Source organism: Paraburkholderia phosphatilytica, assembly GCF_003443895.1.
GTDB lineage: Bacteria > Pseudomonadota > Gammaproteobacteria > Burkholderiales > Burkholderiaceae > Paraburkholderia > Paraburkholderia phosphatilytica.
The window spans coordinates 1-25,683 of record NZ_QQOA01000019.1 but is presented as its reverse complement, the minus strand read 5'-3'; the positions used below and the strand labels follow the sequence as shown (position 1 = coordinate 25,683).

Here is a 25,683-nt window from a genome sequence, read left to right as displayed (position 1 = left end):
CAGGGCATCCTCAGGAGCACGGAGCCGTGCAGGTGATCGTCTGGTTATTGCGCGGCCGCGCGTAAGCGACCTGTGTGAGCGTCGTGAGCGCTGGGAACAGGTAGCTGATCGCCGAGCCGTACTGATAGGTCACCTTCACCACGATGACGCTGTCGCCGGGCGTGCCGGCGGTCGGAATCACGTTGGTTGGCGTGGTGGCGAGCGTCTTCGCCGTGCTGCCCAGGCTGCTCGCCGTGACGGCGCACGAGGCATCGCTTTCCCAGTCGACCGTGGCCCCTGTACTCGTATAGTTCGTCACGCTCGCAATGGCCGCTGAGAAAGTGCCCGCGCCCGACGTGCTGTTGGTCGCGTAGGGTGACATTGTCAGCTTGCCGGCCGTGCAGAAATTGCCAAAGGTGCCACTCGTTCCGCCCGTCGCGCCCGCCGCCTGTTGCGAGACGAGGTCGGCGATCGACGTGGCGGCGTTGGCCACCTTCATGTTCACGCGCACGAAGGCACCCAGTTCGTAGATGCCGAACATCACGGCGAACATCATCGGCATCACGAGCGCGAACTCGATTGCCGCGGTGCCGCCCGAATGTTTCCAGAGTCGTCGGAGCGTGTTCAGCATCAGTAGGCCTCCGTCTGAAAGGCCACGGTAGAAAGCAGCATCGTGGTACCCGAGTAGAAAGGGGACGCCCACGGCATCGGATAGCCGATTTCCAGCAGCACGTCGTATTTCGAGTACACGTACGCCTGAGTCTGTGTGATCGTGTTGTTGGATAGCGTCGCGGCGCTCATCGACGTGAATCCCGACCCGGTCGGAGAACCGGACGGAGCGGCGGCCAGGTAGACCTGGATGTTCGACGTGCAGTTCGGAATGAGGTTGTAGCTCGAGAGCGTCAGGTCGTTGCAGATGTCCGTCACGAGGGTCGAAGAAAACGTGCTCTGCTGCTTGCTGTTCAGCGTGCCAATGCGAATCAGGCGCGCGACATCGCGCGCCGCGTTGTCCATCATCGACTGGGTGGCATAGGTGACGCCGAACTGGAAGCAGCCCCAGAAAATGGCGAACATCATCGGGAAAACAATGATGTATTCGAGCACCGTGGCGCCCTGCTCGGACGCCCAGCAGGCTGCAAGCGAGCGTGAAGACGCGCGGCTGGCGCGAAAGAGTCCACGCGGCAGCGCGCCAGCGGCGCGCGCGATCGCCGCGCCGGACTTTCGCACGGCGGTCTGACAGTCTGAATTGCACTGGTTCGGTGTGCGTGCTTTCATCGGCAGCGAACCCTGAAATGTTAGGTAAGGGGCATTGGCGCAGTGCGCGCTGGACAGATCCGGGTACGGCCGGATCAGCGGCCACGCCGCCTGTCTATCGATCGAGCTTGACGCCCTAACTATTGATAACGGCGCGAATGCCGTTCACTTGAGCGGATGCAGGGAAAATGCGCAGGCAAACGTTTGGCTAAAATGCGGTCCGTGAACGCATTGCGCGAACCGGAACTCGTCGTGCCGAGGCATGCCGCTTGCGCAGGAAGTCGCCACCAATGCGACAATGCGGTATTCGCATACTGTGTATCCGGTGCGATCGCAACGAAATCCGTTCAAGTTTCTCTCGGATTTGTCGTTGGAGTATCTGATGGGTAGGGCGGCCCAGCTGTGGCGGACCGTCTGCCGGGCGTGACGGGCGCAGGTTATCCCGCCACGCCGGGTTTGTTCAGAATATTGGGGTTTCGTCCGGACTGGCTGGTCGCGGCGTGGAGAATGGCGGCAGATCCGTTGAACGGGGCGGCGCATTATCCGCTTATGCTGCATTTTCGCGTGATCTGTAAATGCTCCGCCGTACTGTACTTGCGTAGGGCGTGTCATACACTCAGTGGAAAAGACCGTGAGAGAACTGCACGAAGCGCGTGGATTTAACGAATACGTCGATATAACGAACCACCGTGACCGCAATCAGTGAACACTTTGGGCCGAGGGAGCAGTCGCCAGTGCCGGACATGCAAATGGACAAGCGCCATCTGATCTATCTCTCGCGGGAACCTTCCGCGGACCTGACCGCCCGCTTCCGCGAAGCGGGCTGGGACGTGGAGACCGTCCAGTCCACGCGCTCCGTTGCGCGCCTCGTGCGCGACCGGCCGGTCGCGGGCGGGCTCGTGGATCTGTCGGGCTTCGCCGGTTCGGACCTCGATTCGATCGAGGCCTGCCTCGCGCTGCCGAACGTCGGCTGGGTGGCGATCGCCGCCGCGGGTCAGCTGAGCGACATGCGTCTGCGCCGGCTCGTGCGCGACTACTGCTTCGACTACATCACGCTGCCGGCGCGCCCGGAGCGCATCGTCGACGCGATCGGTCATGCGTGCGGGATGGTGTCGCTCGAAGAGCCGTCGCTCGGCGACGCCTCGCCGTCGGGAGAAGGTCAGATGGTTGGCGCGAGCGAAGTGATGCTGGCGCTCTTCCGCGTGATCCGCAAGGTCGCGACGACCGATGCGCCCGTGTTCATTTCAGGGGAATCCGGCACCGGCAAGGAACTGACGGCGGTGGCCATTCACGAGCGTTCGCGCCGCCGCAACGAACCGTTTGTCGCGATCAACTGCGGCGCGATTCCGCCGCACCTGATGCAGTCGGAGCTGTTCGGCTACGAGCGCGGCGCGTTTACCGGCGCGAACCAGCGCAAGATCGGCCGGGTGGAGTCGGCGAACGGCGGCACGGTCTTCTTCGATGAAATCGGCGATCTGCCGCTCGAAAGCCAGGCGAGCCTGTTGCGCTTCCTGCAGGAGGGCAAGGTCGACCGGCTGGGCGGTCACGCGCCGATTGACGTGGACGTGCGGATCATCTCCGCGACGCACGTCGATATGGAATCCGCAGTCAACGAAGGGCGCTTCCGGACCGACCTGTATCACCGCCTGTGTGTGCTGCAGGTCGATGAGCCGCCGCTGCGCGAGCGCGGCTCGGATATCGAGCTACTCGCGCTGTACATGTTCGAGCGTTTCAGGAAAGAGGCGAGCCAGCGGCTGCATGGCTTCACGTCGGACGCGCTGATCGCGATACGCAACTACGGGTGGCCCGGCAACGTGCGCGAGCTCGGCAACCGCGTGCGTCGCTCGATCGTGATGGCGGAAGGCCGGCGCATTACCGCGCGGGACCTCGAACTGACCGATCATGTCGAAGTCGTGCCGGTGACGCTGTCGCAGGCGCGTGAATCGGCTGAGCGGCAGGCCATCGAGCTTGCGCTTCTGCGCCATCGCGGGCGGCTTGGCGAGGCAGCCGTGGAACTGGGCGTGTCGCGCGTCACGCTGTACCGACTGTTGAGCTCGCACCGTATGCGTCCGGTCGAAGGCGGCGACGACGACGCGTCGCCCACCCAGGCGCGCACCTGACGCGCAGCCGCCGGGCCGCCGCAGCGATGCGTGCGGCCCGAACGCGGGTTTGAATCGATGGTTTGCGAAGCGAGGGATTGAAGCGCCGAAGCGACGATCCGGCTCGCCGCGAAGGCGCGAGCGCAACGCGCTCCGCGCCTTCCAGCACCTACCAGTTTCGAATCAGCGAACCAGCGTCATCACGAACGGCAGCGTGCGCTGCGCGGTCACGCCGAGCGCGATCAGCTCGCCGTTGATATCCGTTGCCTCAAACGACAGCGTCGTGCCATTGCCGTACTGGCACGTCGTCGAGCCACTGTTCTGCAGCAGCACCGTGCCGTCCAGCACGTGCTTACCGGTCGTGCGCGGCGTCATCGTGCCGGAGATCGCGCAACCTTCCGCCGTGCCCGAGAAGCTGCCGTCGCTTGCGACCGTCAGGCTCGACGTACCCGATGCGAGCGCATCGGTCCATGTGCCGACCACGTCCGAAACGTTGAGCGCCGTGCCGTAGACGGAGTTGTAGCTGCCGTTGAAGGTCAGCGAGCCGGCGGTGCCGGTGATCGAGGACTGCGCGACGAAAGTGCCTTCGAGGTCGCTCGCCTCGGCGGTGGTCGAGCCAACGAACGCGACCGCGGCCGGGTCGCTGAACGCGTTGTTGGTGGCCGTCATCGTGCCTTGGACAAGCGCGACGAACGTGCCCGAACTGGAGTACAGGCTGTAGTACTGGCCGTTCTCCAGCACCAGCGTGAGCACCGAGGTGGCCGCTGCCGAGGCGCCGGCCCAGATGCCTTCGGGTGGCGTGTGCGTGGTGGTGGGAACGCACTCCTTTTTCAGCAGCTGGTAGTTCGTTGCACAGGTTTGGCCGCCTCCGCCGCCGCACGCGGCAAGGGCGACCGGCAGGGCGAGCAACATCAGTTTCGACAGAATCTTCATTGCAAGGATGCGTTTGTATGTGGTTGTTGTCCGGTGCGATCCTTGATGACAGGAACGCCTCAACAAGGATTACGGTCTTGTTGACGCAGTCCTTTATATGTCTTTCAAAATATTTATTCTGCGGAATGCGCGGTAACGGTGCGGGCCGGCCACGGGCGAGTCTTCACCAGCCTTGCGATGCGATGACGCTCAGCGACCGTACGATTCAACGGGATGCGTTGCAAGCGCGCACGATGGCGCGGCGATACGCGACACGTCCTGCGTGGCGAGTTCGTGGCGGGTACGTCGTACTGCGACAAACAGCAGCGCACCGAACGCGAACGGCCCAATGACGAGATGCAGGTAGTGCGCGCACACCGGGCCGGCCAGCGGATAGAGCCATACAGCCACCAGAATTTCGCGTTCACCCCTCAGCCAGCCCGTACACAGCGAATGCGAGGCGAACAGCGCGAGTGCGATTGCGAGCCAGACGGTGTCGTAGTTGTAGATGTACGGGCTGACCATGAAGGTTCCGGCGACGAGTGCGGTCGCGCGCAGCGCGTGGTGATGTGAACGGCGCCACACCCAGGCGACGCTGACGGCCGCCGTCAATGCTTCGAGACCTTGCGCGGCGTAGGCGATGCCGATGGGGACATGCAGCATGCGCAAGGCGATGAAGACGCTCGCCATCTGATTCCACGGCAGGATACCCTGCGCGATGTAGCGGTTCGCTTCGGTCAGCGCATGCAGGAAGGCCGGCACTGCCGCTACGCCGAACACCGCGACCGCAATGCCGGTAAAAAGCGCTGTCGCGACGGCGGCGGAAAAGAACGCCGTCCACATGCCGGCGCACGCCAGCGCAACAGGAAACAGGATGGCGAGATGGGGCTTGATAGACAGCATCGCGATGCAGATGCCGGCCAGCACTGGGCGCTTCGGCAGTAGCAAGAGCGCGCCCAGCGCAAAGCAGGCGGTGAGCGCACCGTTCTGGCCTTGCGCGATATTGAGCCACAGGCCGGTGAAGCCGAGCATCGGCAGCCATGCTTCATGCATCGGCAACACGCGGCGCAGCAGGCGCACGAAGATCCACGTCGTGCCGAGCGAAAACAGCGCATAGGCGACGATGCACGGCAGCCAGCCGAGTGGCCGCACAATCAGCAAGAAATTGGGCGGATAGAACCACGGCGCGAGCGCTGGCGTTTTCGCCGAAATCGCGAGCGCGATACGACCGAGCGCGTCACGCGACCAGGCGTCGAGCGGGCGGCCTTCGATCGTCAGGCGCGCCGCGGCCCAGAAGGTCGAGAAATCGAACCCGTTCGGCATGCCGAACTTCTTCCAGTTGAACCACGCGTTATGGATCACGAAGATCGTGCACGCAAGCAGGAAGGTCGCGCAATAGGCGCGCAGGCGTGCCGGATTCAGCCAGTGCGCGCGGCTCGAATGACGGGCGATAACGGAATCTGGTTTCATGTCAGAGACTGCTGCTACGGTACCGAAAGCATTGCGCGGTCGCCGTACCGCGCGATCGGGATGGCTTCGCATTCAGCCCGCTGATTTCCCGGTAAGTGTTGCTGGGGATCGCGAGCCAGATCGTGTCGTGGTTGAAGAGGTAGGGGCTTGTGGTCAGGATGCTGGCGTTGAGCGACGCACGGACGCGTTGAAGCATTGATCGATCTGTCACCGGGACGGTATCGCCGAACCCGCGGGCTCGCCGATACATCGGCGATATGGTGGGGCCAAGGTTTCGAGTCCGATCCCGAGGAACACAAGACAGGTTCCCAGGAAGTAGATGTTGTCCGCCAACGCAGTTTGCATTGTCGTACCAGACAAGCCATGCAAGACGATCAACGGCACGAACATCGGGATAGCCAGCAGAAGCGCCCCGGCCGTCGTCGGCCCATTCAGGCGACGGCCGAGCATGCCAGGCACGATCAGCAACGTGTAGTGACACCACGCCAGCGGCGACGCAAGAATTGCAGTGCTCATCGCAAGCAGGCTGATATCAGCGACACCGGCCTTGCCGCGAATCCGCCAGATCCATGCGCTTACACCAACGCCCAGCATGACCGGAATCGTGTGGGCGAGCGTTGGCAACGCCAGGCGCTCGAAGAATCCGCGGAGCGACACCTCAGTCACGTTCAGGTGCGCATAGTGATGGCTCGCGATCGCCACCAGCCACTCGGAATAGCTCGAACTGCCATACAGGCAAAGCGACAATGCAATCATGGCAAAGGCCGTTGCGCCTGCCGCGAACGCGGGCCGTCGATGACCAGCCAACAGCAGGCCCAGCGGCCAAAGTCCGAAGTTCGGCTTCGTTACGACGATCAGTCCAATCAGCACGCCGGCCACTATGGGACGGTTGCGTTCCAGGCAGAGCCACGCCGCGGCCGAAATAGCAAAAAGCGCAAGATAGATCTGGCCGAGCACCAGGCTGTCGAGGACAGTCGGCGCGAGAAAGACCCACAACACGTGGCTGCGTGGAACTGCCCATTGCTTCCGCCAGAGAAGCGCGGCGACCGCCACAAGGAAAGCCACGGCGTTCAGAAACGTCCAAAGCCACATGCTCAACGGGGCATTGACTGCTCCGAATGCCTGGAACAGCGGCAACACTGTCGGTGGGTTTAGGTTGAGGTCGGCTGCGGAATCAGCGAACTCCCAGGTGAGCGGGTACTTCGCATAAGGGTCTAGGCCATGCGAAGCGGCGCGTCCCGATTCCCAGAAGGAGCCAAAATCATTGAAACCGATGTGTTTGTCAGGTTTCAGCGCGAGGCAAAACGCCGCCGCAGCGATCAGCACATAGACGCAGCCAATATAGAACAGTGATTTCGTCGACACTGAAGCGAACGGCCCGGTCTGGCGCGCTTCAGGACTAGTGTTCGTTTTCATATTGGATTTGTAAGAGGTTTCGCCGACGGGGGGCGATGGCGACTCAGCCGCTTCATGTGCGATCGCAGGCCACGGGGAGCTCGGCGCGCAGCGCACCGACTGGTAGCGCGCTGCGGTTCGATGCATGGTTTGCGGCGGTATATCCTGATATGCCAGAGTTCGCCGATTCGGCAATCGTATGTTTTACGGCGAGATACAGCAGGGCGCAGAAGGCGAACGGACCGAGACCGATGTGCAACAAAAAGCCGGACAAGGAGCCGAGTGCGGGATACAACCAGATCGCGAGCAGGATTTCGCGTTCCCATCGCAACCAGCCCCGTTTCATTCCGCGTACTGCCAGCAACGCGACTGGAATGGCCAGCCACGCTGTGTCGTAGTTGTAGATGTACGGGCTCACCATGAACGTGCCCGCCACGAGCGCCGTGACGCGGGTTTCGAATGAGCGGGAACGCCGCCATACCCAGGCGACCACACAAGTCGACGCGAGCGCGCAGCATGCCTGCGCGGCATACGCGGGCGCAACCGGTACGTGAAGGGCCCGCAGCGCGGCGAACAGGCTCGCCGTCTGCTCCCACGGTAGATCGCCGTTGGCGATGTAGTGACTCGCATCGCTCAAACCATGCAGAAAGACGGGAATGACGGCAGGACTGAACACTGCGATCGAGATGCCGGTGAAGACCGACGCGGTGATCGCAGCGGACACGAAGGCGGTCCACATACCGGCGCAGGCGAGCGCCAGCGGAAACAGCACGGCGAGATGTGGTTTGATTGACAGGAGACCAATGCAGATACCGGCCAGAGCGGGACGCTTCTCAAGCAGCAGGAATGCGCCGAGTGCGAGGCTCCCGGTGATTGCGGCATTCTGGCCCTGTCCCGCGTTCAGCCAGATTCCGGTGAAGCCGAGAATCGGCAGCCACGCCGCACGCATCGGCGCGATTTTGCGTAGCAGCAAGATAAATATGATGCTGGTCGAAATCGCGAAGATCGGATAGCTGATCGGGCACGGCAACAACGCGAGTGGTTTGACCACCAGCAGAAAATTTGGCGGATAAAACCATGGTCCCGGAAACTGGATATGCGAAGAAATCCGTCTCGCGGTAAAGGCAATTGCCTCGTACGAATAGGCGCGCAGCGGGAAGCCGTCGAGGGTGAGACGCGAAGCACACCAGAACGACGCGAAGTCGAATCCGTTCGGCTGGCCAAACTTTTGCCACGAAGACCAGGCGCTTCGCAGCACATAGATCAACGACGCGACCATAACTGTCGCGCTGTAGACGCGTATGCGATACGCATTTAGCCAATGTGCTGGACGCGATTTTGCCGGGGATGGAATCTGCGTATTCATAACGGCGAATAACGGCCGGTCCGGTGCCGGACTTTAATCGCCACCCGGAGCCGTCAGATAAATAACTCTCAAGTCGATCGCGATTTCGGCCGTTAAATCGTTGTAAGCACTGGCTGGGCGGTCCATTGCCGCCATGGCGGATTCGCACCGGCGCCGGCAGCAAAGAAGCGACGGGCGATTGATCAATATCACGAGAATTCATCCATGAGCGATATCGAAGCGGCAGGCGTGCTGATCGAGTTACCGGTGCAGGGACGTTCAGACGCAATACGCCGTACCGAGCTAGTGCGGGAGCTTGCACTGGCGGGCGCGTTGCCGTTGCTCGTCTTGTTCGCTCTGGTCCTCTACACGACGAATGGCCACTTCACCTATTCGTTCGACGATCCCTATATTCATCTCGCGCTTGCGCGCAACATCTGGCTCGGCCACTACGGGCTCAATCTCTCCGAGCCTTCGGCACCTTCATCGAGCATTCTCTGGCCCTTCGTGCTGGCGCCATTTGCGGCGCTGCCAGGCCTGTTCGAATATGTACCGCTGCTGGTGAATTGCGCCTGCTTGATGGGGCTCGTGTTCGTGATCGGCCGTACGTTCGACGACGTGCGGCCGCACTATCGCATTGCGTTGATCGTTGGTGTCGCATTCTGGGTCAACGCCTACGGGCTTGTATTTTCGGGCATGGAGCACAGTCTCCAACTGCTACTCATCGCGATCGTGCTTCGGCCGTATCTGCGCCGTCCGGATTTCCCCGAGGGGCGCGTCGAGCTCCCGCTGTATGTGTTCGCCGCACTTGTCATATTGCCGCTGGTGCGCTACGAAGACAGCGCGATCTCGATTCCTGTCCTTGTGCTCGCTGCGTGGCGCGGCCAATGGCGCGCCGCAGCGGTCGCGATGGGTTTGACCTTGCTGTCGATTGGCGGCTTTTCGCTGTTTCTTCATCTGCACGGCCTCGACGTCCTGCCGAGTTCGGTGATCGCGAAATCCGGCATGACGAGCGGCTTCGGGGTGGCCCGGAACACGCTTGCGAACGCGCTGGTCTCCCCCGGGCTGCTGCTCGCTATTGTCTATCTCGTCTATGCGTGCTGGCGACGTGACCGGGCGTGGGCCATCTTCATTCTCACGGCATGCGTATTGCACCTGGCGTTCGGCAAGAGCGGATGCTTTGGCCGCTACACCGCTTATATTTCACTTTTCGTGGCGCTCTGCGGTGTGCGGCTTCTGAGCGATGGCCGGTACTTCTGGCGTGACGCGATAGCGGCGCCGCTGCTCGGATTCACGCTGGCCTCTGCGACGGTGTTCACGCCCGTGGCCTGTTCAAATATCTATTACCAGCAGGCACAGATGGCTGAAATCGTGCGGTCTCTGGGCGAACCGGTTGCGGCGAACGACATCGGCCTCATCACGCTGCGCGGCGGCCAGTACTTGCTGGACCTTTATGGTCTCGGTTCGATGAGCGCCCTGAAAGCGCGTCTCGGCAACGGGGATCCGGTGTGGATGAGCGACCTTATGCAGAAGAAGGGCGTCCACTACGCGATCATCTACGACGAGTGGTTCCCCAAACGTCCTGCCGCGTTCCGACTCGTCGGCAAGATGAAGCTAACGGGGCTACGCGTCAGTCCCGCATCCAGCGTGGTGTCGTTTTACGCAACCGATGCCGGATCGGCAGAGAAACTGAAGCGTACACTGATCGACTACGCGAAACATCACCAGGCCAGCGAGATGGCGTTCGAGATCGACTGACGTGGGTCAACGCATGGCCTGCGAGATTGTCATGCTGCTGCAGCTAGTTGGTCCGCCTGACATGCAAGCTGAAGCGCGCCCTGCGGCGATCGGTTCGGCGCGACGAGCACGCACCCGTGTATCCGTTCCATGCTGAACTGATGCCCGTACAAACCGGTGCTGCTGCCACTAAATCTTCGCCCTGCGGTGCATGCTTCGCACGCGCGCCTATCCGGCGTCCGTCACCGCCTGCGCAATCTCCCAATCCAGCATCCACTCTTCAAGCTTCGCGGGCGGCAGCGGCCGGCTCAGATGAAAACCTTGCGCGAGGTCGCATTGCAGCGCGCGCAGCCGTACCATCACCTCTTCGGATTCGACGCCTTCCGCCACCACCTTCATCCCCATGTTGTGGCCGAGGTCGATCGTCGAGCGGACGATCGTTTCGTCGTCCTTGTGCTCGCCCATGCCCATCACGAACGACTTGTCGATCTTCAGCTCGTGCACGGGCATGCGCTTCAGGTAGCTGAGCGACGAATAGCCGGTGCCGAAGTCGTCGATCGCGAGGCGGATGCCGAGCGCATGCAGACGGTCAAGCGTTTCGATCGCGTGATTCGGATCGTCCATGATCGCGCTCTCGGTGATCTCGATCCACACCATCTGCGGATCCATCTGGTACTTGTGCAACAGCGCGCTGAACATGTCGGGCAGCGTCGACTGGATCAGCTCCCGCGCCGACACGTTGACCGACACGGCGAGCTCGATGCCCTTGTCGCGCCACGCCGCGCATTGTTCGAGCGCCTTGTTCGCCACCCACTGCGAGATCGCCTTGATATAGCCGGTCTGCTCGGCGAACGGAATGAACTGGTCGGGCGGCACGAAGCCGCGGGTGGGGTGATCCCAGCGCACCAGCGCTTCGACGTACTTGACCTTGCCGGTCGCGAGATCGACCTTCGGCTGATAGTGGAGTGTCAGCTCGTCGCGCTCCACGGCCTGGCGCAGCTCGCTCATCAGCGAGAGCCGCTCGGCGCTGTTCTGGTCGTAGCGGTCGTCGTACGCGACGTAGCCGAGGTTGCCGCGCTTCGCGACGTACATCGCGATATCCGCGCGCCGCAGCAGCACGCTCATGTCGGCGCCATGCTGCGGGAACGTGACGATGCCGATGCTCGCGCCCACGTCGACGAGCTGCCCTTCAATCACGACCGGTTCCTCCAGCGTCTTCGCGATGCGGGTTGCGATCTGCTCGGCCGCGGCCGCATCGTGCAGTGGCAGCAGCACCGCGAATTCGTCGCCGCCGAGGCGCGCGACCATGTCCGTATCGCGCCGCAGCGTGGCGCGCAGCTTGGTCGCGACTTCGCACAGCAACTGGTCGCCGATCGGATGGCCGAGCGTGTCGTTTACGTACTTGAAGCGGTCGAGGTCCATCATCATCAGGCTGAAGCAGCGGCCTTCGGGCAGCGCCTCGCGCACGGCTTCGCGCAGCCGGTCGTTGAAGCGCGCGCGGTTCGGCAGGTTCGTCAGCGGGTCCTGATACGCGAGTTCGGTGATACGGCGCTCGCGCTCCGAAATGCCTTCGCGCATCGCGCTGAACGCGCGCGCGAGTTCGCCTATCTCGCCATGCCGTTCCGTGACTTCGAGCGGCTGCGCGTAATCGCCGACGCCGATGCGCCGCGAAAACCGCGTCAGCGCCGCGATCGGACGCGTGACGCTACGCGCCGTGACGATGCTGCCGACCACCGACAGCGCCACGCCGACGAGCGTGATCAGCAGTAGCGCCGACTGCAGGCTGCGATACGGCGCGAGCGCGTCGTCCAGCGAGCGCTGCAGCAACACGGCGACGGTGCCGCCGCTCGAGGGCAGCAGCACGAGGCGGGTCGCGTAGTTGTTGTCGGCGAGAAGGCTCGCGTCGTCGGTGCCTGGCGCCCGACGCGCGGGCAGCGAGCTGGCGAGCGCGGTCCAGCGCGCGTTGCCGCCGCGATGCAGGAACGACACGTCGAGCGACGTGACGCCGGCCATGTCGCGCGCGGTGGCGTTGTCGATCGCGAAGCCCATCGCGATCCACGCGATCGTCAGCGGCGCTTTCACGGGCACGGCGACGAGCTGGTACAACTTGCCGTTGAGCATGCCGATCGAGCTGGCGCTGCCGCCATGGCTCGCCGTGCGGATCAGCTCCGGAAACGGAAAGCGCTTGCCTGGCGGCTCCGCACCGGTGTTGTCGGCCACCAGATTGCCGTCGAGATCGACAAGCATCGACACGTCCGCGTGAATGCGGTCGCCATGATTCGCGAGCGCGGATGCGACGGTGTTCTCGTCGTGCGTCGCGACGGCTTCGCGAAAGCCGAAGTCGCCGGCGACGACGACCGCGGCCTGCGTGAGCTGCTGGCCGTTCGCACGCAGGATCTGCGTGAGCACGCGCTCCGCGACCGACAGCTGGTCGAACGCATTGGCGCGCGCGTTCGAACGGATCACCGAACTGATGACGAGAAAGCCTGCCGCCTGTGCGGCGAGCATCAACAGCACGACGACGAACGCGATTCGGGCACGCAGGCTGTGGAATCGCATGCGGGCCTCGTTACTCGGGCTTAAGCGTCAGCGTGACGCGCGCGGCGCTGTCAGCCGCGCTGGTGCTGACCGACTGGACGACCGACGCGTTGGCGCTCTGCAGCCGCTCGTGCCAGGTGGTCAGCTTGTAGCTGTCCGCCGGCAGGTTGTCGATCGTCGCAACGCCCTTTGCATCCGTTTTCGCAAACCATGGCGTATCGACGACCAGCAGATAGGCCACCATCTGGTCGTGGATGTTGCAGCCCATCAGCACGAGGCCCGGCTTGTCGAACACCACCGGGTTGGCCGGCGTGTTGTGATACAGGTGCACTTCGAACGTTTTCGTGGGCGAGAACGAGTACACGTCGTGCTCGAAGTTGTCCTTGTTCGGGAGCGTCACCGCCGTGCCGGTCTGCACGACCGAGATGTGCGGAACGAACATGCGCTTCACCTGGTCGATCACCGCGGTGCCGGGCTTCGGCGCTGGCAGCCTGCCACTTTCGGGCGTCGCGTAGACGACTGCGTCGCTGACGGGCGCGCCGTTCTGGTCGACGACCTGCACGCGCAGGGTGGACGCGCACGCGAGCACGGCGTTCAGGCAGAGCGCGCCGGCTACGAACGCGCGCCATGCGATCTGTGTTGCTGTCATTTCAATCGGCCTCGTTGCTTTACTCGCGGTCCTGCACGTCGCGGTACATCGGCGCGAGCTTCGCGAGCAGCTTGTTCTGCGTATGGAATGGGATCCCGTTCTTGTCCATTGCTTTCTGCAGATCTTCGACGAGCGCGTCGAACGCGGCCCGGTCGATGTTCTGTCCTTCGTGCGTGCGCTTCATCGTGCGGCCGGTGTACACGCACGGACCGCCCATCAGCATGCAGAACTGCTCGTTCAGCTTCTGCTTGATGCGCTTGATCGGCGCGCCGTCGAAGTAGGGCGCGGTGCGCGGGTCAGCGAGCACGTTGGCGTACATGTCGTCGATCACGCGCGCGACGCCGGCCTGTCCGCCGAACGCCTGATAGAGCGAGTCGTCCGCATGAGCGGACAGTGCGAAGCCGGACGTCGCGACGAATACGGCGAGCGTGGCTGCCTTCAGGGCAGAGATCGGTCGCATGGTCAGAATCCCAGTTGCAGCGACGCGTATGCGCCGTGCTGATCGTGAATGGTCGCTACGTCGCCGAGTTCGACGAACGCGACGGTGAGCGACACGTGCTTGTTCGGCGCCCACGCGACGAACGCGTCATATGCGTTCTGCTCGCGCGCGAAGCTCAGGTTGTTCGGCTTGGTGCGGTATTCGGCGCCGATCGCGATGCTCTTCGTCAGCAGATACGCGGCCGATGCTTCGAATTCCGGGTGGTAGCTGTTGGAGCGATCGCCGCCGAAGCCGAGCAGGCCGAACTGGTTCGCCTTCGTGAAGCGCAGCGTGCCGTTCAGCAGCAGGCTCTGTGCGAGCAGCAGTTTCGTGGCGGACACGTAGTAGTCCGTGCCCGACGCGCTCGTCGCGCCCACCGCGCGCACGATATCGCCCTGTTCGTTGTGCTTGAACTGGATGCCGGTCGACACCTGCGGTACCCACGTGTCCTGATCGAGAATCGCGTCGCCGAAAAGGCGCACCTTGAAGCCGATCGTGTCCATGTTGAACTTGAAGCCCGAACCGAGGCCCAGCTGCGCGCCGACGTCGCGCGTATCGAACACCTGACGCGCGACCGAGAACTCGAAGCGGTTCGCGATGCCGATTTCGGCGCCGTAGGTGGAGAGCGCGTAGTCCTGGGTATGCAGGTAAGTGCCGTGTACATTGCCGCCGACCTGGCTGGCGGTGCCATAACCGCCGATCAGCGCCCACGGCACGAGGCCTCCGCCCGCGGCGCCTTCCACTTCCGACACGCCGCCCGTGAGCAGCAGTTTGCCGCCCGTCGTCGGCGGCAGCACTGGCGGCGTATCGTCGGCGAGGGCCGCGGTGCACATCGAAATCGCAAGCGCGCCGAGCGCAATGCGCGTGAGTGTTCCGGTCATCTTCTTTTAAGCAGCTGGTGAGCGCTGAAGCGCCGCAAAGGTGGAGCAGCCTGGGATGCTCGACAGGGTCGTCCGATCGATGCGCGCGAAGGCAACGGATGGGCGCGACGGCAGAGGCTGTCGACAGGCTATTTTCAGTTGTTCAGCTTATCGGCAGCGTGAAATTTGACTTGAGCAGCGATCGCCATGTCGACGACGCTTTGAGGGTATTTGCCTACGCCGGGCCGAGCGCGTTTTTTTCGTGCGCCGCTTGTCGCGAAGGTAGCTTTCGTCAACACTTGGGACGGTTTAACGTTTGCGGTTCTGCCGGAACGTTTGCCGCAAGAGGAATTAATCTAACTGAACGGAGGTGCGGGAAGAGTTTTGCCACGGAAATGCGAGTCAGTGCTTGACGCTCGTCATCAAGCTGCTGGTGCAAGGGAAAAAATTCTTCGAAATTTCTCTAAAGGGTCTTTGAACGCCGCCGTTATCTGCAGTTGGCAACCCCGGAGCGATCCGGCTACGCAAAGCTATAGGGACTCCCAACGTTGGGAGTTAGCCAGTTACCTGTCGAGTTCCCGATTCTCGGCGGGCCAACCGACTCGAGCGCTACGCCCGGTCAGAGGCAAACGAAATGAATCGCATCACCGCTATGGTGACGGCATCGGCCGTCGCTTTGTCGTCCGCTTTGTCGTTCGCTCGGTCGTCGGCGAACCCTCGCCGCTTTGCTCACACTTCCCGCGCCGCCTGGCGTTCCCTGGTCGTTGCGAGTGCGCTCGCAGCGGGTGTGCACGCGTATGCCGAGGCCGCAACCACGCTGCAGCTCGTCGTGCCCGCGTATTTCGATGCGGACAGCGATCCGGCGGACTGGAATGCGCTCGCCGTGTCGGCGAACAGCGTGCCGACCACGGTGATCCTCAATCCGAACAGCGGACCGGGCAAGAAGGTCGACTCCACGTATATCCCCGCGATCGCCAAGGTGCATGCGGCCGGCGGCAAGGTGATCGGCTACGTGTCGACGAAGGCAGGCACGCGCGCGCTTTCGGCCGTCGTGCAGGACATCAATCTGTACACGCAGTTCTATCAGGTGGACGGCTTCTTCATCGACGAGATGACGTCCGACAGCAAGACGGCGCACGTGCAGTTCTATCAGTCGATCTACAACTACATCAAGGGCCTTTCATCGACCTACCAGGTGATGGGCAATCCCGGCACCAACGTGCCCGAGATCTACGCAAGCCTGCCGGTGGCCGATCAGCTCGTGGTGTACGAAGACAACGCGGCGAACTATGCGAAGTTCAAGGCGTCCGCGTGGCAGGCGAACTATCCGGTGAGCCGCTTCGTGCACATGGTGTACAACGTGCCCGCAGCTTCGCTTGCGAGCACGATGCAGTTCGCGGCTGCGCATGAGGCGGGCGGCGTATATGTCACGTCGCTGACGCTGCCGAATCCGTACAAGAAACTGCCGGCATACTGGACGACCGAAACCGCGGATGCGGTGATCAAGTAACGGCGTGGATTGCCGCGGCGCGCATTGCGTGCCGCCGCGGTTATTCAGGGTTACGCGACCGCGTAGCCGAGATCGGCCGCGCCTTTGCCCGCCAGCGCGAGCAGCGCATCGTCTCGCGTGTGCCCGGTCGGCACGAGATACAGGTCGGCGATGTCCGTCACCGGATCGCTGAACGGCGTGGGCGCGTGACGTTGCGATGCGAGGAAGTCGCCGATCGGCGCGACGTCGTCGAGCCCGAGAAAACGCCCGATACTCGCCACCGTAGTCGAGCCATCTTCGACGAGATTGCGATATGAAAGCGTTAGCGTATGCGACGCCGGCAACTCGTCGAAGAAGCCGATGATCTCGTCGACATATTGCCCCCAGATCCGCACGCCATCCTCGACCGTCGGCGCCCAGCGTTTGCGCAGCAGCGAGTTCGCGACGTGCCCCGGATCGCGATGGATATGAATGAAGCGCGCGCTGGGCAGCGTTTCGCGAATCAGCCGCAGGCACGAACCCGAGCGCGGCTCGCGCTCCACCGAAGCCGCGCGGCCCGACAGCACCGTTGGGTCGCCATACGCGGGATGCTTGTCGCCCCAGATCGGCGCGCGCATGCCGAGCTCTTCGCGATAGAACCGCTCGACCCAGGATCCGAGCGAGCGCCGGCCGAACGCTTCCACCTGTTCCCGATAGCGTGCGCCCACCACGTCCGGGCGCCTGGCGTCGACTTCGAGCATCTGCTTGAGCAGCACGAAGACGCGGCACTCGTTGGTCAGGTCGATCAGCGGATGCGTGTTCAGCAGCGAGCACAGGAACGTCGTGCCCGAGCGCGGCGCACCGACGATGAACAGCGGAAAGGATTCCATTGCCGCGCTCCCGATGATCGATCTCGTGTCGAGCATACACGCGGGTCAGGCGGTGCCGTAACGTCGGTTGTGCGAGAACAGAATTGCGGTTTGCGGGAGGCAGTTCAGCGTGGGACGTGCGGATTCGCGCTGTGGAACTGCGCCGCGCGAGGACGCATATCTGCGTCAAGCGGTTTGTAATATGCCGGATGGCGGTGCCGCGGGCTGCGTGACCGGCTGGTGCGTGTCAGCGCTCGCGCGCAAAACGCTCAGGAGCAGTGTTGCCACGGATGCCGCTAACGTTTGCGAGTGCTTCGAGAGCAGGCCCACGCCGGAAGGTGAGGCTGCCAGCATCGCATAGATGCGGCCGGCGGAAGGGAAGTGCGCGAGTCAGGAGGCGGACGCGAAGATATGCGTCCACATCGTCGCAAACAGCGAGGAAACGTTGGTTCCAAACGCTACGCCGATTCCGGTGAGTGCAACGGCAACGAAGCCGGCCATGAGCGCGTATTCCATGGCGGAAATACCGCGTTCGTCGAAGCAGATTGAAGTGATGAAGGCACGCATGATGTGGGTTCCGTGTCTGGAGTCCGGTGTGTGTGTCGCACCACGCAACCTGGAAACACGACACACAAAGGCGGTGTAAGGTTTAACGGCAGCGCGCCGGCGCACTTTAACGATGGCAACGAGAATTCCGGGAGGGGTTTTCCCGAGATTCCGGAAAATGCGCTCATCGTTGGCGGCTCCTCACCGCGTGGCGCGTGGTCGCGATCAATTGCTCAAGCGGCAGTGCGGGCTTGCCGTTATATGGGCGATATACACGAATGTGGAGTACGGGCATGAATGTCTGGCCGACAAGCTCCGCGCTGTGGGATGCGCTCCGCGACATCGGAACCAGCATGACGGCATCCTTGCTGTTCGTGGGCGTGATGCTGACGACGGCGATCGCGGTCGAGCGCTTTGTTCCGCATGCACGGCCGGTGGCGCAACGGCACCAGTGGTTCAACCTGCGCTATACGTTTGCGATGCTGGTGCTCGTGGCGGCCGCGCGGCCGTTGCTGATCAGCGTTCCGCTGATCCTCACGCATGCGCTCGGCGCGGGATGGATCGCCTTTGGCCGGGGCGCCATCGGTTGGGTGGCTGCATTCGTCACCGTGCTCGTCTTCACCGATCTGCTCGAATATCTGTTCCACCGCGCTCAGCACCGCTTCTCGTTCCTGTGGAAGATGCACGAACTGCATCACAGCGCCGAGCACTACGACGTCACGCTCACCTACCGCCACTACTGGCTCGAACCGATGCTGAAGGCGATGTTCATGTATCCGTTCGTCGGCATCCTGTTCAAAGTGCCGCCGAGCGTCAGCACGACGGTCGGGATCGTGTTCCTCGTCAATCACCACGTCGCGCATCTGAACCTGCGCTACGCGCCACGTCGTATCACGCTGCTCTTCAGTTATCCGCAATATCATCGGCTGCATCACTCGCGGCACGAGCGCGACTACAACCGAAATTTCTGCGACCTGCTGCCGCTCTGGGACGTGCTGTTCGGTACCCACCGCCGGCTCGGAGCGGATGAGTTCGTCGATGTCGGGTTAAGTTCGGGCGAGGCGCCACGCACGCTGTTGCAGGCATTGCGGTGGCCCTGGGTTCGCAACCGGCAGATGCTCGCTTATCGCGAAGAGATCGCCGCGCCACTCGCAGAGTGAAGCCGCGACGAGTGCGCGGCATGGAAGCGAAACGCTGAAGATCGCCCTTCTACGCAAGACGTCAACTCCCCACACCCAGTATCCCTTTCCCCGACAACGTGCGCCAACGCACAGCGCATGCGCACGCCCGCACATAGCATGAATCGCCGTATGTTCCCCGGTCAGCACGGAGGCGGCGATGGACCACAAGACGCTGTTGAAGGACATGCTTGCCCGTGTCGCCATCGCGTCCGGCATTGTGTATGCCACGCGTGCGCTGTTGTGGCGCGACCGCGTCGCCATCCTGCTCTATCACGACCCCGATCCGCAGACGCTCGATGCGCATCTCGCGTATTTGAAGACCATCTGTGATCTGATCCCGCTGGAAGATCTGCACAAACCTGGCAACGGGCGTCCGCGCGCCGTCATCACGCTGGACGATGGACACGCGGGCAACGCGCAACTGCTGCCCATTTTCGTCAAGCACGGCGTGCGTCCGACGATCTTTCTCTGCAGCCGCATCGTAGGCCGCCCGCGCACGCACTGGTGGCTGTACCCGGGCGCGGAGCACGCCGGAATCGAGCGCCTTAAGCGCGAGACGAACGACCAGCGCCTCGCGGAACTCGAGGTGCTCGGCTTTCATCAGGATGTCGACGATCGTGCAACCGGCCTCACGTTCGAGCAGATCGACGCGATGCGCGTGCAGGTCGATTTCCAGTCGCACACGTGCTTCCACCCGATTCTCACGCGCTGCAGCGACGACGAATGCGGCGACGAAATCCGCCGTTCGAAACGGGAAATCGCGGAGCTGGTGGGCAGCTGCGAACACTTTGCCTACCCCAACGGCAACTACGGAACACGCGAACTCGAATACGTGAAGGCCGCGGGCTACAAAACTGCACGTACCTGCGATGTGGGCTGGAATGACATGCACACGGATCCTTTTCGCCTGCGCACGTTGATCATCAGCGATCACGCGCCGGTTCGCTGGTTCGCGCTGCAACTGACCGGCATCCCGCGCCTGATCGCGTATTGGCGCGCGGGCGGCGGACTGCGTGGACGCTTCCCGCAGTTTTAAAGGCCGCGCTGCACTTCCGCTGAGTAATGTGTTCTGTCGCGCACTGGGTTGCAGAAGCGGAAGCTAGAGTAACGACCAGTACAGGGTACAGAAACCGGGCTTGAGCGGCGACCGGGCCAATCGCCGTCTGGCGACAGGCACCGTACGTCGTTTCCAGCCGGAACCGGACAGCAGGCTCGCGCAATCTTCTGATGGGGTTCGCATGAAGCCAAGAGAATTGGCGCTGGAAAAGCATCGGCCGATGGATATCGGATTCGACTATCTGGCCGTTGTGGATTCGCTGCTCGATCACAAGAAAATGGTCGCGGTGACGACCGCCGCCGTGTTCGCGCTCGGGTGCGGCTACGCGTTTCTGGCGCCGCCCGTGTACGAAGCCAATGCCCTCATCAAGGTCAGCGATTCCGGTCTGTCGCAGCCGACGGCTGCCGATTCGCTGAACTACTACGTCGCGCCGTCGTTCACGGATACCAGCACCGCGGATAGCGAAATTCAGGTACTGGGCTCGCGCCGTATCGTGTCCGAAGCGGTCGCGAACCAGAAGCTTTTCATCGACGCGACGCCCGACTATTTTCCGCTGATCGGCGCGATGATCGCCCGGTACAGCGACAGCCTGTCGACGCCGGGCCTCTTCGGTATGGGCGGCTTCGTGTGGGGCACCGAGCGCATCGAGATGGGCGCGTTCGACGTGCCCGCGCGCTACGAACGCAAGAAATACACGATACGTGCAGTTGCCAATGGCCGTTACGAACTGGACGGACCGGGTCTTGCAGCGCCGCGTGAAGGGCATACCGGCGCGACGGAAACCTTCGACACCGCGGGCGGACCCATCACCATCCGTGTCGACCTGATCAACGGCAATCCCGACAGCCAGTTCATCGTGGTGCGCAAGAGCGAGCCGCTGGTGGTCGAGGAACTGCAGAAGAAGCTGAAGATCGCCGAGGCCGGCACCAAAACGAATGTCATCAAATTGTCGCTGCAGGGCGTCGACCCGACGGTACTGGCGGCAACCATCACCGACATCTCCGATCTGTATGTGCGCTGGAACAAGGAGCGCAAGGCGCGGATCGCGGAAGACGCGCTCGCGCATATCCGCCAGACGATCCCCGAGCTGGAGAGTCAGACCACGCATTCGGAAGCGGCGTACAACAACTATCGCGGCTCCGGCGGCCTGCTCGATCCGTCCGAGGAAGAGCGGCTGCTGCTTAACCAGATCGCCGAGAATCAGGCGACCATGCTGACGCTCAAGCGATCGCGTCAGGAGCTCGGCGCGACGCTGGCCAATACCAACCCGAAGGTCGTCGCGATCGATCAGCAGATGCAGACGACGCAGCACGAGATCGACCGTCTCAAGCAACGGGTGCATGCATTGCCTCAGACGGAGCAGGGCGCGCTGCAGCTGAAGCGCGATGCCAACGTCAACGCCGATCTCGTGCAGGCCATGCGCAAGTACGTGGAGGAACTGCAACTGGTGAGCGCGGGCAAGACGGGCACCGCGGAAATCGTGGATCCGGCGGTAGTTCCGGTCAAACCGGTCAAGCCGATGAAGCTGATCATCATGCTCGGTTCGCTGCTGGCGGGAGCGATGCTCGGCGGTGCGATCGCGACTGTTTACGACCGCTTGCGCAAGGGCGTGACCGATACGGATGCGATCGAAGCGGCCACCGGCTTGAGCGTGTACGCGACGGTGCCCTTGAGCGAACGCCAGCAGGAAATCATGACCCGCGCGGAGACCGGCGTGCCGCAGCAACTGCCGCTCGCACTGTGCTATTCGCGCGACCCCGCCGTCGAAGGCATGCGCATGCTGCGCTCGGCGCTGCAGGTGGATCTGCTGGGCGCATCGAACAACGTGATCATGCTGGCGGGACCGCTTCCCGGCATCGGCAAGTCGTTTCTCACGGCCAATCTGGCCACCTTGCTGGCCGCCGGTGACAAGCGCGTGCTGCTCGTCGATGCCGATCTGCGCAAAGGGGCGCTTTGGCGCTATCTGGGCGCACCTAAAGGGCGCGGTCTTAGCGAGATTCTTCAAGGCGTTGCTAGCGTCGACGAAGTGCTGGTGCAAAACGTCGCGCCTGGCCTCGACCTGCTGCAAACGGGCAGCTATCCCGCGGGCGCGGCGGAACTGCTGATGTCCGAGCGCTTCGCCGCGTGCATTCGGGACGCGTCGGAGTGCTATGACGTCGTGCTGATCGATGCGCCGGCGGTGCTCGCGGTGTCCGATGCCGCGGTGATCGCGCCGTATGCGGGTTCGGTGATTCTCGTCGCGCGCTTCGGCGAGACCTTGCCGGGCGAGATCGACGCGTCGCTCAAGCGGCTCGGACAGGCGGGCGCGCGCATCAAGGGGATCGTGCTGAACAGCGTGAAGGTGCGCAGCAGCCGCTATGAAATGGCGAGGCGGTATGGCACGCATGCCTATGTCGCAAGCCACTACGATGTCTAGCAGCCTGGAAGGTCCCGAGACACTGGCAAGCGAGGTGAGCCTGATCGACGCGAACGCGCCGGCCGTGCGACGCACCGCCGGCACGTTTTCGAGCCAGTCGCTGTTGCGATGGGAGTTCGGCTACGTCGTCGTCCTGCTCGTCTGGGCCTTCTCTGGGCATAGCGAAGCGCTCAAGGCGCTGTCGAACGCATGCGCGCTCGTGTTCGTCTTGCGCATCGCGTACCTGCTGACCACGAGAATTGGCTATCTGACGCATGGCGCCCGTGTCCTTGGGTGCTTAGTGCTCCTGTTCGGCACCGCGAATTTCCTCTTCAATGCAGACCACGCGCAACTCGTGGAAGGCATCAAGATCCTCTCGCTCTTCATGTTCTACTTCGCGGGCGAGACGATGGACGACAGCTACTTCGAAAAGCGCCCCAGCTTCGCGCTGGTGGTGCTGTTCGTCGCGGTGCCCTTGCTTACGGCGCTGATCGATCTGTATCGGGTGGGCGGCGGAGACGGCATCAACGAACAGCCGCTGTCGATCTTTGCGAACCGGAACAACGCGGTCGCGTTCGCGGTGGTCAGCTCGTGGACCTTGATTCTTGCCGGCGTGCGGCGCTGGATGATCGTGGGCTACCTCGTCGTCTGCGTGCTCGCGTTCAAGACGCTGGGTGCGCTGGTGGCCATCGCCATTGCGCTCTATTTCATCTATTTTGGTTTGAACGTGGCGCGCATGCTGGTTGCAGGCGCGATTCCGGTGGTGATCTACGAGACGCTCGGCGACAAGCTGGAGATCCTTAACCGCGCGCAGTCCGCATGGCATTCGCTCAATGCCGTGCTTGCCGAATCGGGCGGCCTCTGGGGGCTCGCGAAACTCGATTACGGGCGCATCTACATGGCCGCGGGCACCAGCGACATTTCGCTGATTTTCCGCCTGAAGCACTGGGTCAACCTGATCATGCTGTACCAGCACGCGTCGCCGCTCCAGCAGTTGCTGGGTCTCGGCGTGGGAAGCAGCGAGGCGCTCACCGACATGAGGCTCGTGCCGCATAGCGACTATATGCGGTTCATTTTCGAGCTGGGGCCGGGCATGTTTCTCTGCTTTGTCGTGCTCAATCTCACGATCATGCGCAGGCTGGGCGGGTACTTCATCTCCATACCCGCGGTCTTCCTGATCATCTATTTCTGCTCCGAAAACCTGGTGACGAACTTCCCCGTGATGTCGTTCTTCTACTTCACGGCGGGCGCGATGGTGAGCAGCGCGCGGCGATCCTGAAGCGGACCGCGAAGGCGATGTGAAGAGAACGTCATGAACACACGACTGAATGTCCTGAACGTCTCGCAGAATCATTTCGTTCGAGGCGGCTCCGACCGGTACTTTCTGTCGCTTGGCGACCTGCTCGCGCGGCAAGGGCATGACGTCGTGCCGTTCTGTGCAAAGAGCGAACGCGACCAGCCTTCGGAATGGGCGCCGTTCTTTCCGCGCGGCGCGAATTTCGATGCGCCGTCGGCAATGGACGTGCTGCGCTATCACTACTCGGTGGCGGCGCGGAACAACCTGACCAGGCTGGTCGCGCAAAAGCGCATCGACATCGCGCATCTGCACATCTACTACGGCAAGCTGACCTCGTCGATCCTGCCGGTGCTCAAGGACAAGGCGATTCCAGTCGTACAGACCGTGCACGACTACAAGCTCGTCTGTCCGGTCTATACGTGCAGCCGCGGCGGCAAGCCGTGCGAGGCGTGCCACGCAAAAGACTACTGGCGCGCACTCGCGTATCGATGCAATCGGGGTTCTTATGTGCGCAGTGCGATTTCGATGTCGGAGTCGTATCTTTCCCGCTGGCTGGGTAGCGTCGACACGATCGATCGCTTTCTGGCGGTGAGCCGCTTCTTTGCCGCGAAGATGGCGGAAAACGGCATCGACTCGCGCAAGATCGAAGTGGTGCCGAATTTTATCGACATCGAGCGCTTCGAGCCGCGCGCCGAACCCGGAAGTTACTTCATTTACTTTGGACGCATCGAGCGGACCAAGGGTATCGGCACGCTGATCGAGGCCTTTGCGCAGTTGCCGGATATTCCGCTCGTGCTGGTTGGCGAGGGAAGCTATCTGGACGAGGCGAAGGCGCTCGCGGCCAGGTGTCCGAACATCGAATTCCTGGGCTTCAAGAATGGCGATGCGCTTTATTCGCTGGTCGGTCAGGCCGTTGCCTCGATTCTGCCTGCCGAAGCCTATGAAAATTGCCCGATGTCGATACTCGAAAGTTTCGCACTGGGCCGCCCGGTGATCGGTGCACGCATTGGCGGTATTCCCGAACTGATCGAAGATGGCGAGGATGGTCTCATTTTCGAGCCCGGCGATGTCGACGCGTTGCGGGATGCTGCGCGCGTGCTGTGGGACCGCCGCGGCCAGGACGTCATGGGTCGGGCCGCGCGGTTCAAGGCCGAACAGCAATTTACGGCAGGCGTGCACTACCGGCGGATCAGCGCGGTGTACGAGTCGCTCGTTGGCCGCTAGCCCATCGCAAGAGGTGACGGATGAGAGGCAAGCATAGCCGGTTGATTCGCCGAAGCGTGGCATGCGCGTGCGTGTGTGTGGGCGGTCTCTGTGCGGCGGCATGGGCCGGTCAGAACGATGGCGAAACGGCACTTCACACCACGGTCGGCGATGCGATGCGCCAGATGCATCTGCCGCATGTTGCCGTGCCCTATGGCGTGCCGCCTTCATACAGCTGGCGTCTGACACCGGTCGTCGAGCATGGCGCCGGGCCGCCGAAGGATTTTCACGCGATCACCGGCTGGGGGCAGATTTTCCGCGCCGACGGCAGCGCGCCGGTTGGGTTTCGTGTCGCGCTGCGCAACCTGCGTACGTACGTCGAGACGGCATCCGGCAAGCTCGAGCTCGTGCAGGAATCGAGTTCGATGGATGGCGGTCAGTTCAGGCCGGACTACAAGGACAACCTGGCCACTGCAGCCGAGATCACACACGACGACGCGGGCAATACGGTGGTCCGAACGAAGCCATCGGCGGTGTTTCATTTCTGGCCGTCCGCCGGCAAGGTCAGCATCGATCCGCGGAGCATACGCGGCGTGCTGGTCGCGGTCGAAGCCAGGATCGAGCCGGAGCCGGGTCAAAGCGAACGGGATGTCGGCAAGCACCTGATGCTTTCGACGGGCGCCGACTACTGGCTTGCGCAAAACTCCAGCTGGGATCGCTACCTCACCAATGTTGGCATCGGCATGGGGCGATTCAGCTATATCGGCACGCAGTGGAAGTGCTTCACGATGACGACCATCAAGGGCGGCAATCCGGCAATGCTGTCCACGCCGATTCTCTGCTAACCGCCGGCTTTTAGAAGCCTTAACAAAATGATGCCTGGGGCTGTTTACTTTCGATCGTTCCTGTTAACCTTTCCGTTGTTTCGACTGCGAAAGGGACATGGCCAAA

Annotated in this window: 21 protein-coding genes and 1 riboswitch; of the genes, 9 read left to right on the top strand and 12 right to left on the bottom strand. The window is 62.6% G+C overall.

The window, feature by feature from the left end; all coding sequences use genetic code 11:
* Positions 1-10 precede the first annotated feature (10 nt).
* Positions 11-610, bottom strand: coding sequence for a TadE/TadG family type IV pilus assembly protein (locus DVS29_RS20445; RefSeq protein ID WP_118182312.1), 600 nt, complete (start codon positions 608-610; stop codon positions 11-13).
* Positions 610-1,254, bottom strand: a complete 645-nt coding sequence (locus DVS29_RS20440; protein ID WP_118182311.1) for a TadE family protein — start codon at positions 1,252-1,254, stop codon at positions 610-612. The genes DVS29_RS20445 and DVS29_RS20440 overlap by 1 nt, the downstream gene beginning before the upstream one ends.
* A gap of 722 nt (positions 1,255-1,976) precedes the next feature.
* On the opposite strand from DVS29_RS20440, the gene DVS29_RS20435 reads away from it, so the two are divergent.
* On the top strand, positions 1,977-3,353 hold the full coding sequence (locus DVS29_RS20435; RefSeq protein WP_118182310.1) for a sigma-54 dependent transcriptional regulator: 1,377 nt from the start codon (positions 1,977-1,979) through the stop codon (positions 3,351-3,353).
* A gap of 162 nt (positions 3,354-3,515) precedes the next feature.
* Here the strand turns inward: DVS29_RS20435 and DVS29_RS20430 are convergent, their stop codons facing one another.
* From DVS29_RS20430 to DVS29_RS20415, 4 genes are all read right to left on the bottom strand, one after another.
* Positions 3,516-4,265 carry a hypothetical protein gene (locus DVS29_RS20430; RefSeq protein WP_118182309.1) on the bottom strand — a complete coding sequence of 250 codons (750 nt, stop codon included), beginning with the start codon at positions 4,263-4,265 and terminating at the stop codon, positions 3,516-3,518.
* A gap of 189 nt (positions 4,266-4,454) precedes the next feature.
* Positions 4,455-5,714 (bottom strand): glycosyltransferase family 87 protein, encoded by a 1,260-nt coding sequence (locus tag DVS29_RS20425; RefSeq protein WP_164707954.1) that lies wholly within the window; start codon positions 5,712-5,714, stop codon positions 4,455-4,457.
* A gap of 207 nt (positions 5,715-5,921) precedes the next feature.
* Positions 5,922-7,130, bottom strand: coding sequence for a glycosyltransferase family 87 protein (locus tag DVS29_RS20420; RefSeq protein WP_164707953.1), 1,209 nt, complete (start codon positions 7,128-7,130; stop codon positions 5,922-5,924).
* A 52-nt stretch (positions 7,131-7,182) separates the two neighbouring features.
* Positions 7,183-8,367, bottom strand: a complete 1,185-nt coding sequence (locus DVS29_RS20415; protein WP_240655714.1) for a glycosyltransferase family 87 protein — start codon at positions 8,365-8,367, stop codon at positions 7,183-7,185.
* Positions 8,368-8,679: 312 nt separating this feature from the next.
* Between DVS29_RS20415 and DVS29_RS20410 the strand changes: the two genes are divergently transcribed.
* Positions 8,680-10,212, top strand: coding sequence for a hypothetical protein (locus DVS29_RS20410; protein WP_118182305.1), 1,533 nt, complete (start codon positions 8,680-8,682; stop codon positions 10,210-10,212).
* Positions 10,213-10,419: 207 nt separating this feature from the next.
* On the opposite strand, the gene DVS29_RS20405 is transcribed toward DVS29_RS20410, so the two are convergent.
* The 4 genes from DVS29_RS20405 to DVS29_RS20390 are packed head-to-tail and all read right to left on the bottom strand — an operon-like array spanning position 10,420 to position 14,737.
* The gene (locus DVS29_RS20405; protein WP_118182304.1) at positions 10,420-12,750 is read right to left on the bottom strand and encodes a bifunctional diguanylate cyclase/phosphodiesterase; all 2,331 of its coding nucleotides are present in this window, start codon (positions 12,748-12,750) and stop codon (positions 10,420-10,422) included.
* A 10-nt stretch (positions 12,751-12,760) separates the two neighbouring features.
* Positions 12,761-13,378: a methylamine utilization protein gene (locus tag DVS29_RS20400; RefSeq protein WP_118182303.1), complete on the bottom strand. Its 618-nt coding sequence runs from the start codon at positions 13,376-13,378 to the stop codon at positions 12,761-12,763.
* 19 nt (positions 13,379-13,397) lie between these two features.
* A complete protein-coding gene (locus tag DVS29_RS20395) occupies positions 13,398-13,838 on the bottom strand; it encodes a group I truncated hemoglobin (RefSeq protein ID WP_164707951.1) in 441 nt (146 codons plus the stop codon).
* Between the two features lie 2 nt (positions 13,839-13,840).
* Complete coding sequence (locus DVS29_RS20390) at positions 13,841-14,737, bottom strand: DUF3034 family protein (protein ID WP_118182302.1); 897 nt, start codon at positions 14,735-14,737, stop codon at positions 13,841-13,843.
* Positions 14,738-15,205: 468 nt separating this feature from the next.
* Positions 15,206-15,287, top strand: a riboswitch (cyclic di-GMP riboswitch).
* Positions 15,288-15,503: 216 nt separating this feature from the next.
* Here DVS29_RS20390 and DVS29_RS20385 point away from each other — a divergent pair.
* Positions 15,504-16,226, top strand: a complete 723-nt coding sequence (locus DVS29_RS20385; RefSeq protein WP_420816143.1) for a spherulation-specific family 4 protein — start codon at positions 15,504-15,506, stop codon at positions 16,224-16,226.
* Positions 16,227-16,276: 50 nt separating this feature from the next.
* Here the strand turns inward: DVS29_RS20385 and DVS29_RS20380 are convergent, their stop codons facing one another.
* Together DVS29_RS20380 and DVS29_RS20375 are read right to left on the bottom strand one after the other, a co-directional pair.
* Complete coding sequence (locus tag DVS29_RS20380; RefSeq protein WP_118182402.1) at positions 16,277-17,074, bottom strand: sulfotransferase family protein; 798 nt, start codon at positions 17,072-17,074, stop codon at positions 16,277-16,279.
* 369 nt (positions 17,075-17,443) lie between these two features.
* Entirely contained in the window at positions 17,444-17,620 is a 177-nt protein-coding gene (locus DVS29_RS20375) for a Flp family type IVb pilin (RefSeq protein WP_118182301.1), read from the bottom strand.
* 332 nt (positions 17,621-17,952) lie between these two features.
* Here DVS29_RS20375 and DVS29_RS20370 point away from each other — a divergent pair, with 332 nt between their 5' ends.
* The 6 genes from DVS29_RS20370 to DVS29_RS20345 all read left to right on the top strand — a co-directional run bounded on the left by DVS29_RS20370 (position 17,953) and on the right by DVS29_RS20345 (position 25,577).
* Positions 17,953-18,759, top strand: coding sequence for a sterol desaturase family protein (locus tag DVS29_RS20370; RefSeq protein WP_164707950.1), 807 nt, complete (start codon positions 17,953-17,955; stop codon positions 18,757-18,759).
* Between the two features lie 205 nt (positions 18,760-18,964).
* Entirely contained in the window at positions 18,965-19,816 is an 852-nt protein-coding gene (locus DVS29_RS20365) for a polysaccharide deacetylase family protein (RefSeq protein ID WP_420816146.1), read from the top strand.
* A 241-nt stretch (positions 19,817-20,057) separates the two neighbouring features.
* Positions 20,058-22,253, top strand: a complete 2,196-nt coding sequence (locus tag DVS29_RS20360; protein ID WP_164707949.1) for a polysaccharide biosynthesis tyrosine autokinase — start codon at positions 20,058-20,060, stop codon at positions 22,251-22,253.
* Entirely contained in the window at positions 22,246-23,511 is a 1,266-nt protein-coding gene (locus DVS29_RS20355; RefSeq protein ID WP_124800669.1) for a hypothetical protein, read from the top strand. The genes DVS29_RS20360 and DVS29_RS20355 overlap by 8 nt, the downstream gene beginning before the upstream one ends.
* A gap of 33 nt (positions 23,512-23,544) precedes the next feature.
* A complete protein-coding gene (locus DVS29_RS20350) occupies positions 23,545-24,753 on the top strand; it encodes a glycosyltransferase family 4 protein (protein ID WP_118182296.1) in 1,209 nt (402 codons plus the stop codon).
* 20 nt (positions 24,754-24,773) lie between these two features.
* The gene (locus DVS29_RS20345) at positions 24,774-25,577 is read left to right on the top strand and encodes a hypothetical protein (RefSeq protein ID WP_124800668.1); all 804 of its coding nucleotides are present in this window, start codon (positions 24,774-24,776) and stop codon (positions 25,575-25,577) included.
* Positions 25,578-25,683: the final 106 nt, after the last annotated feature.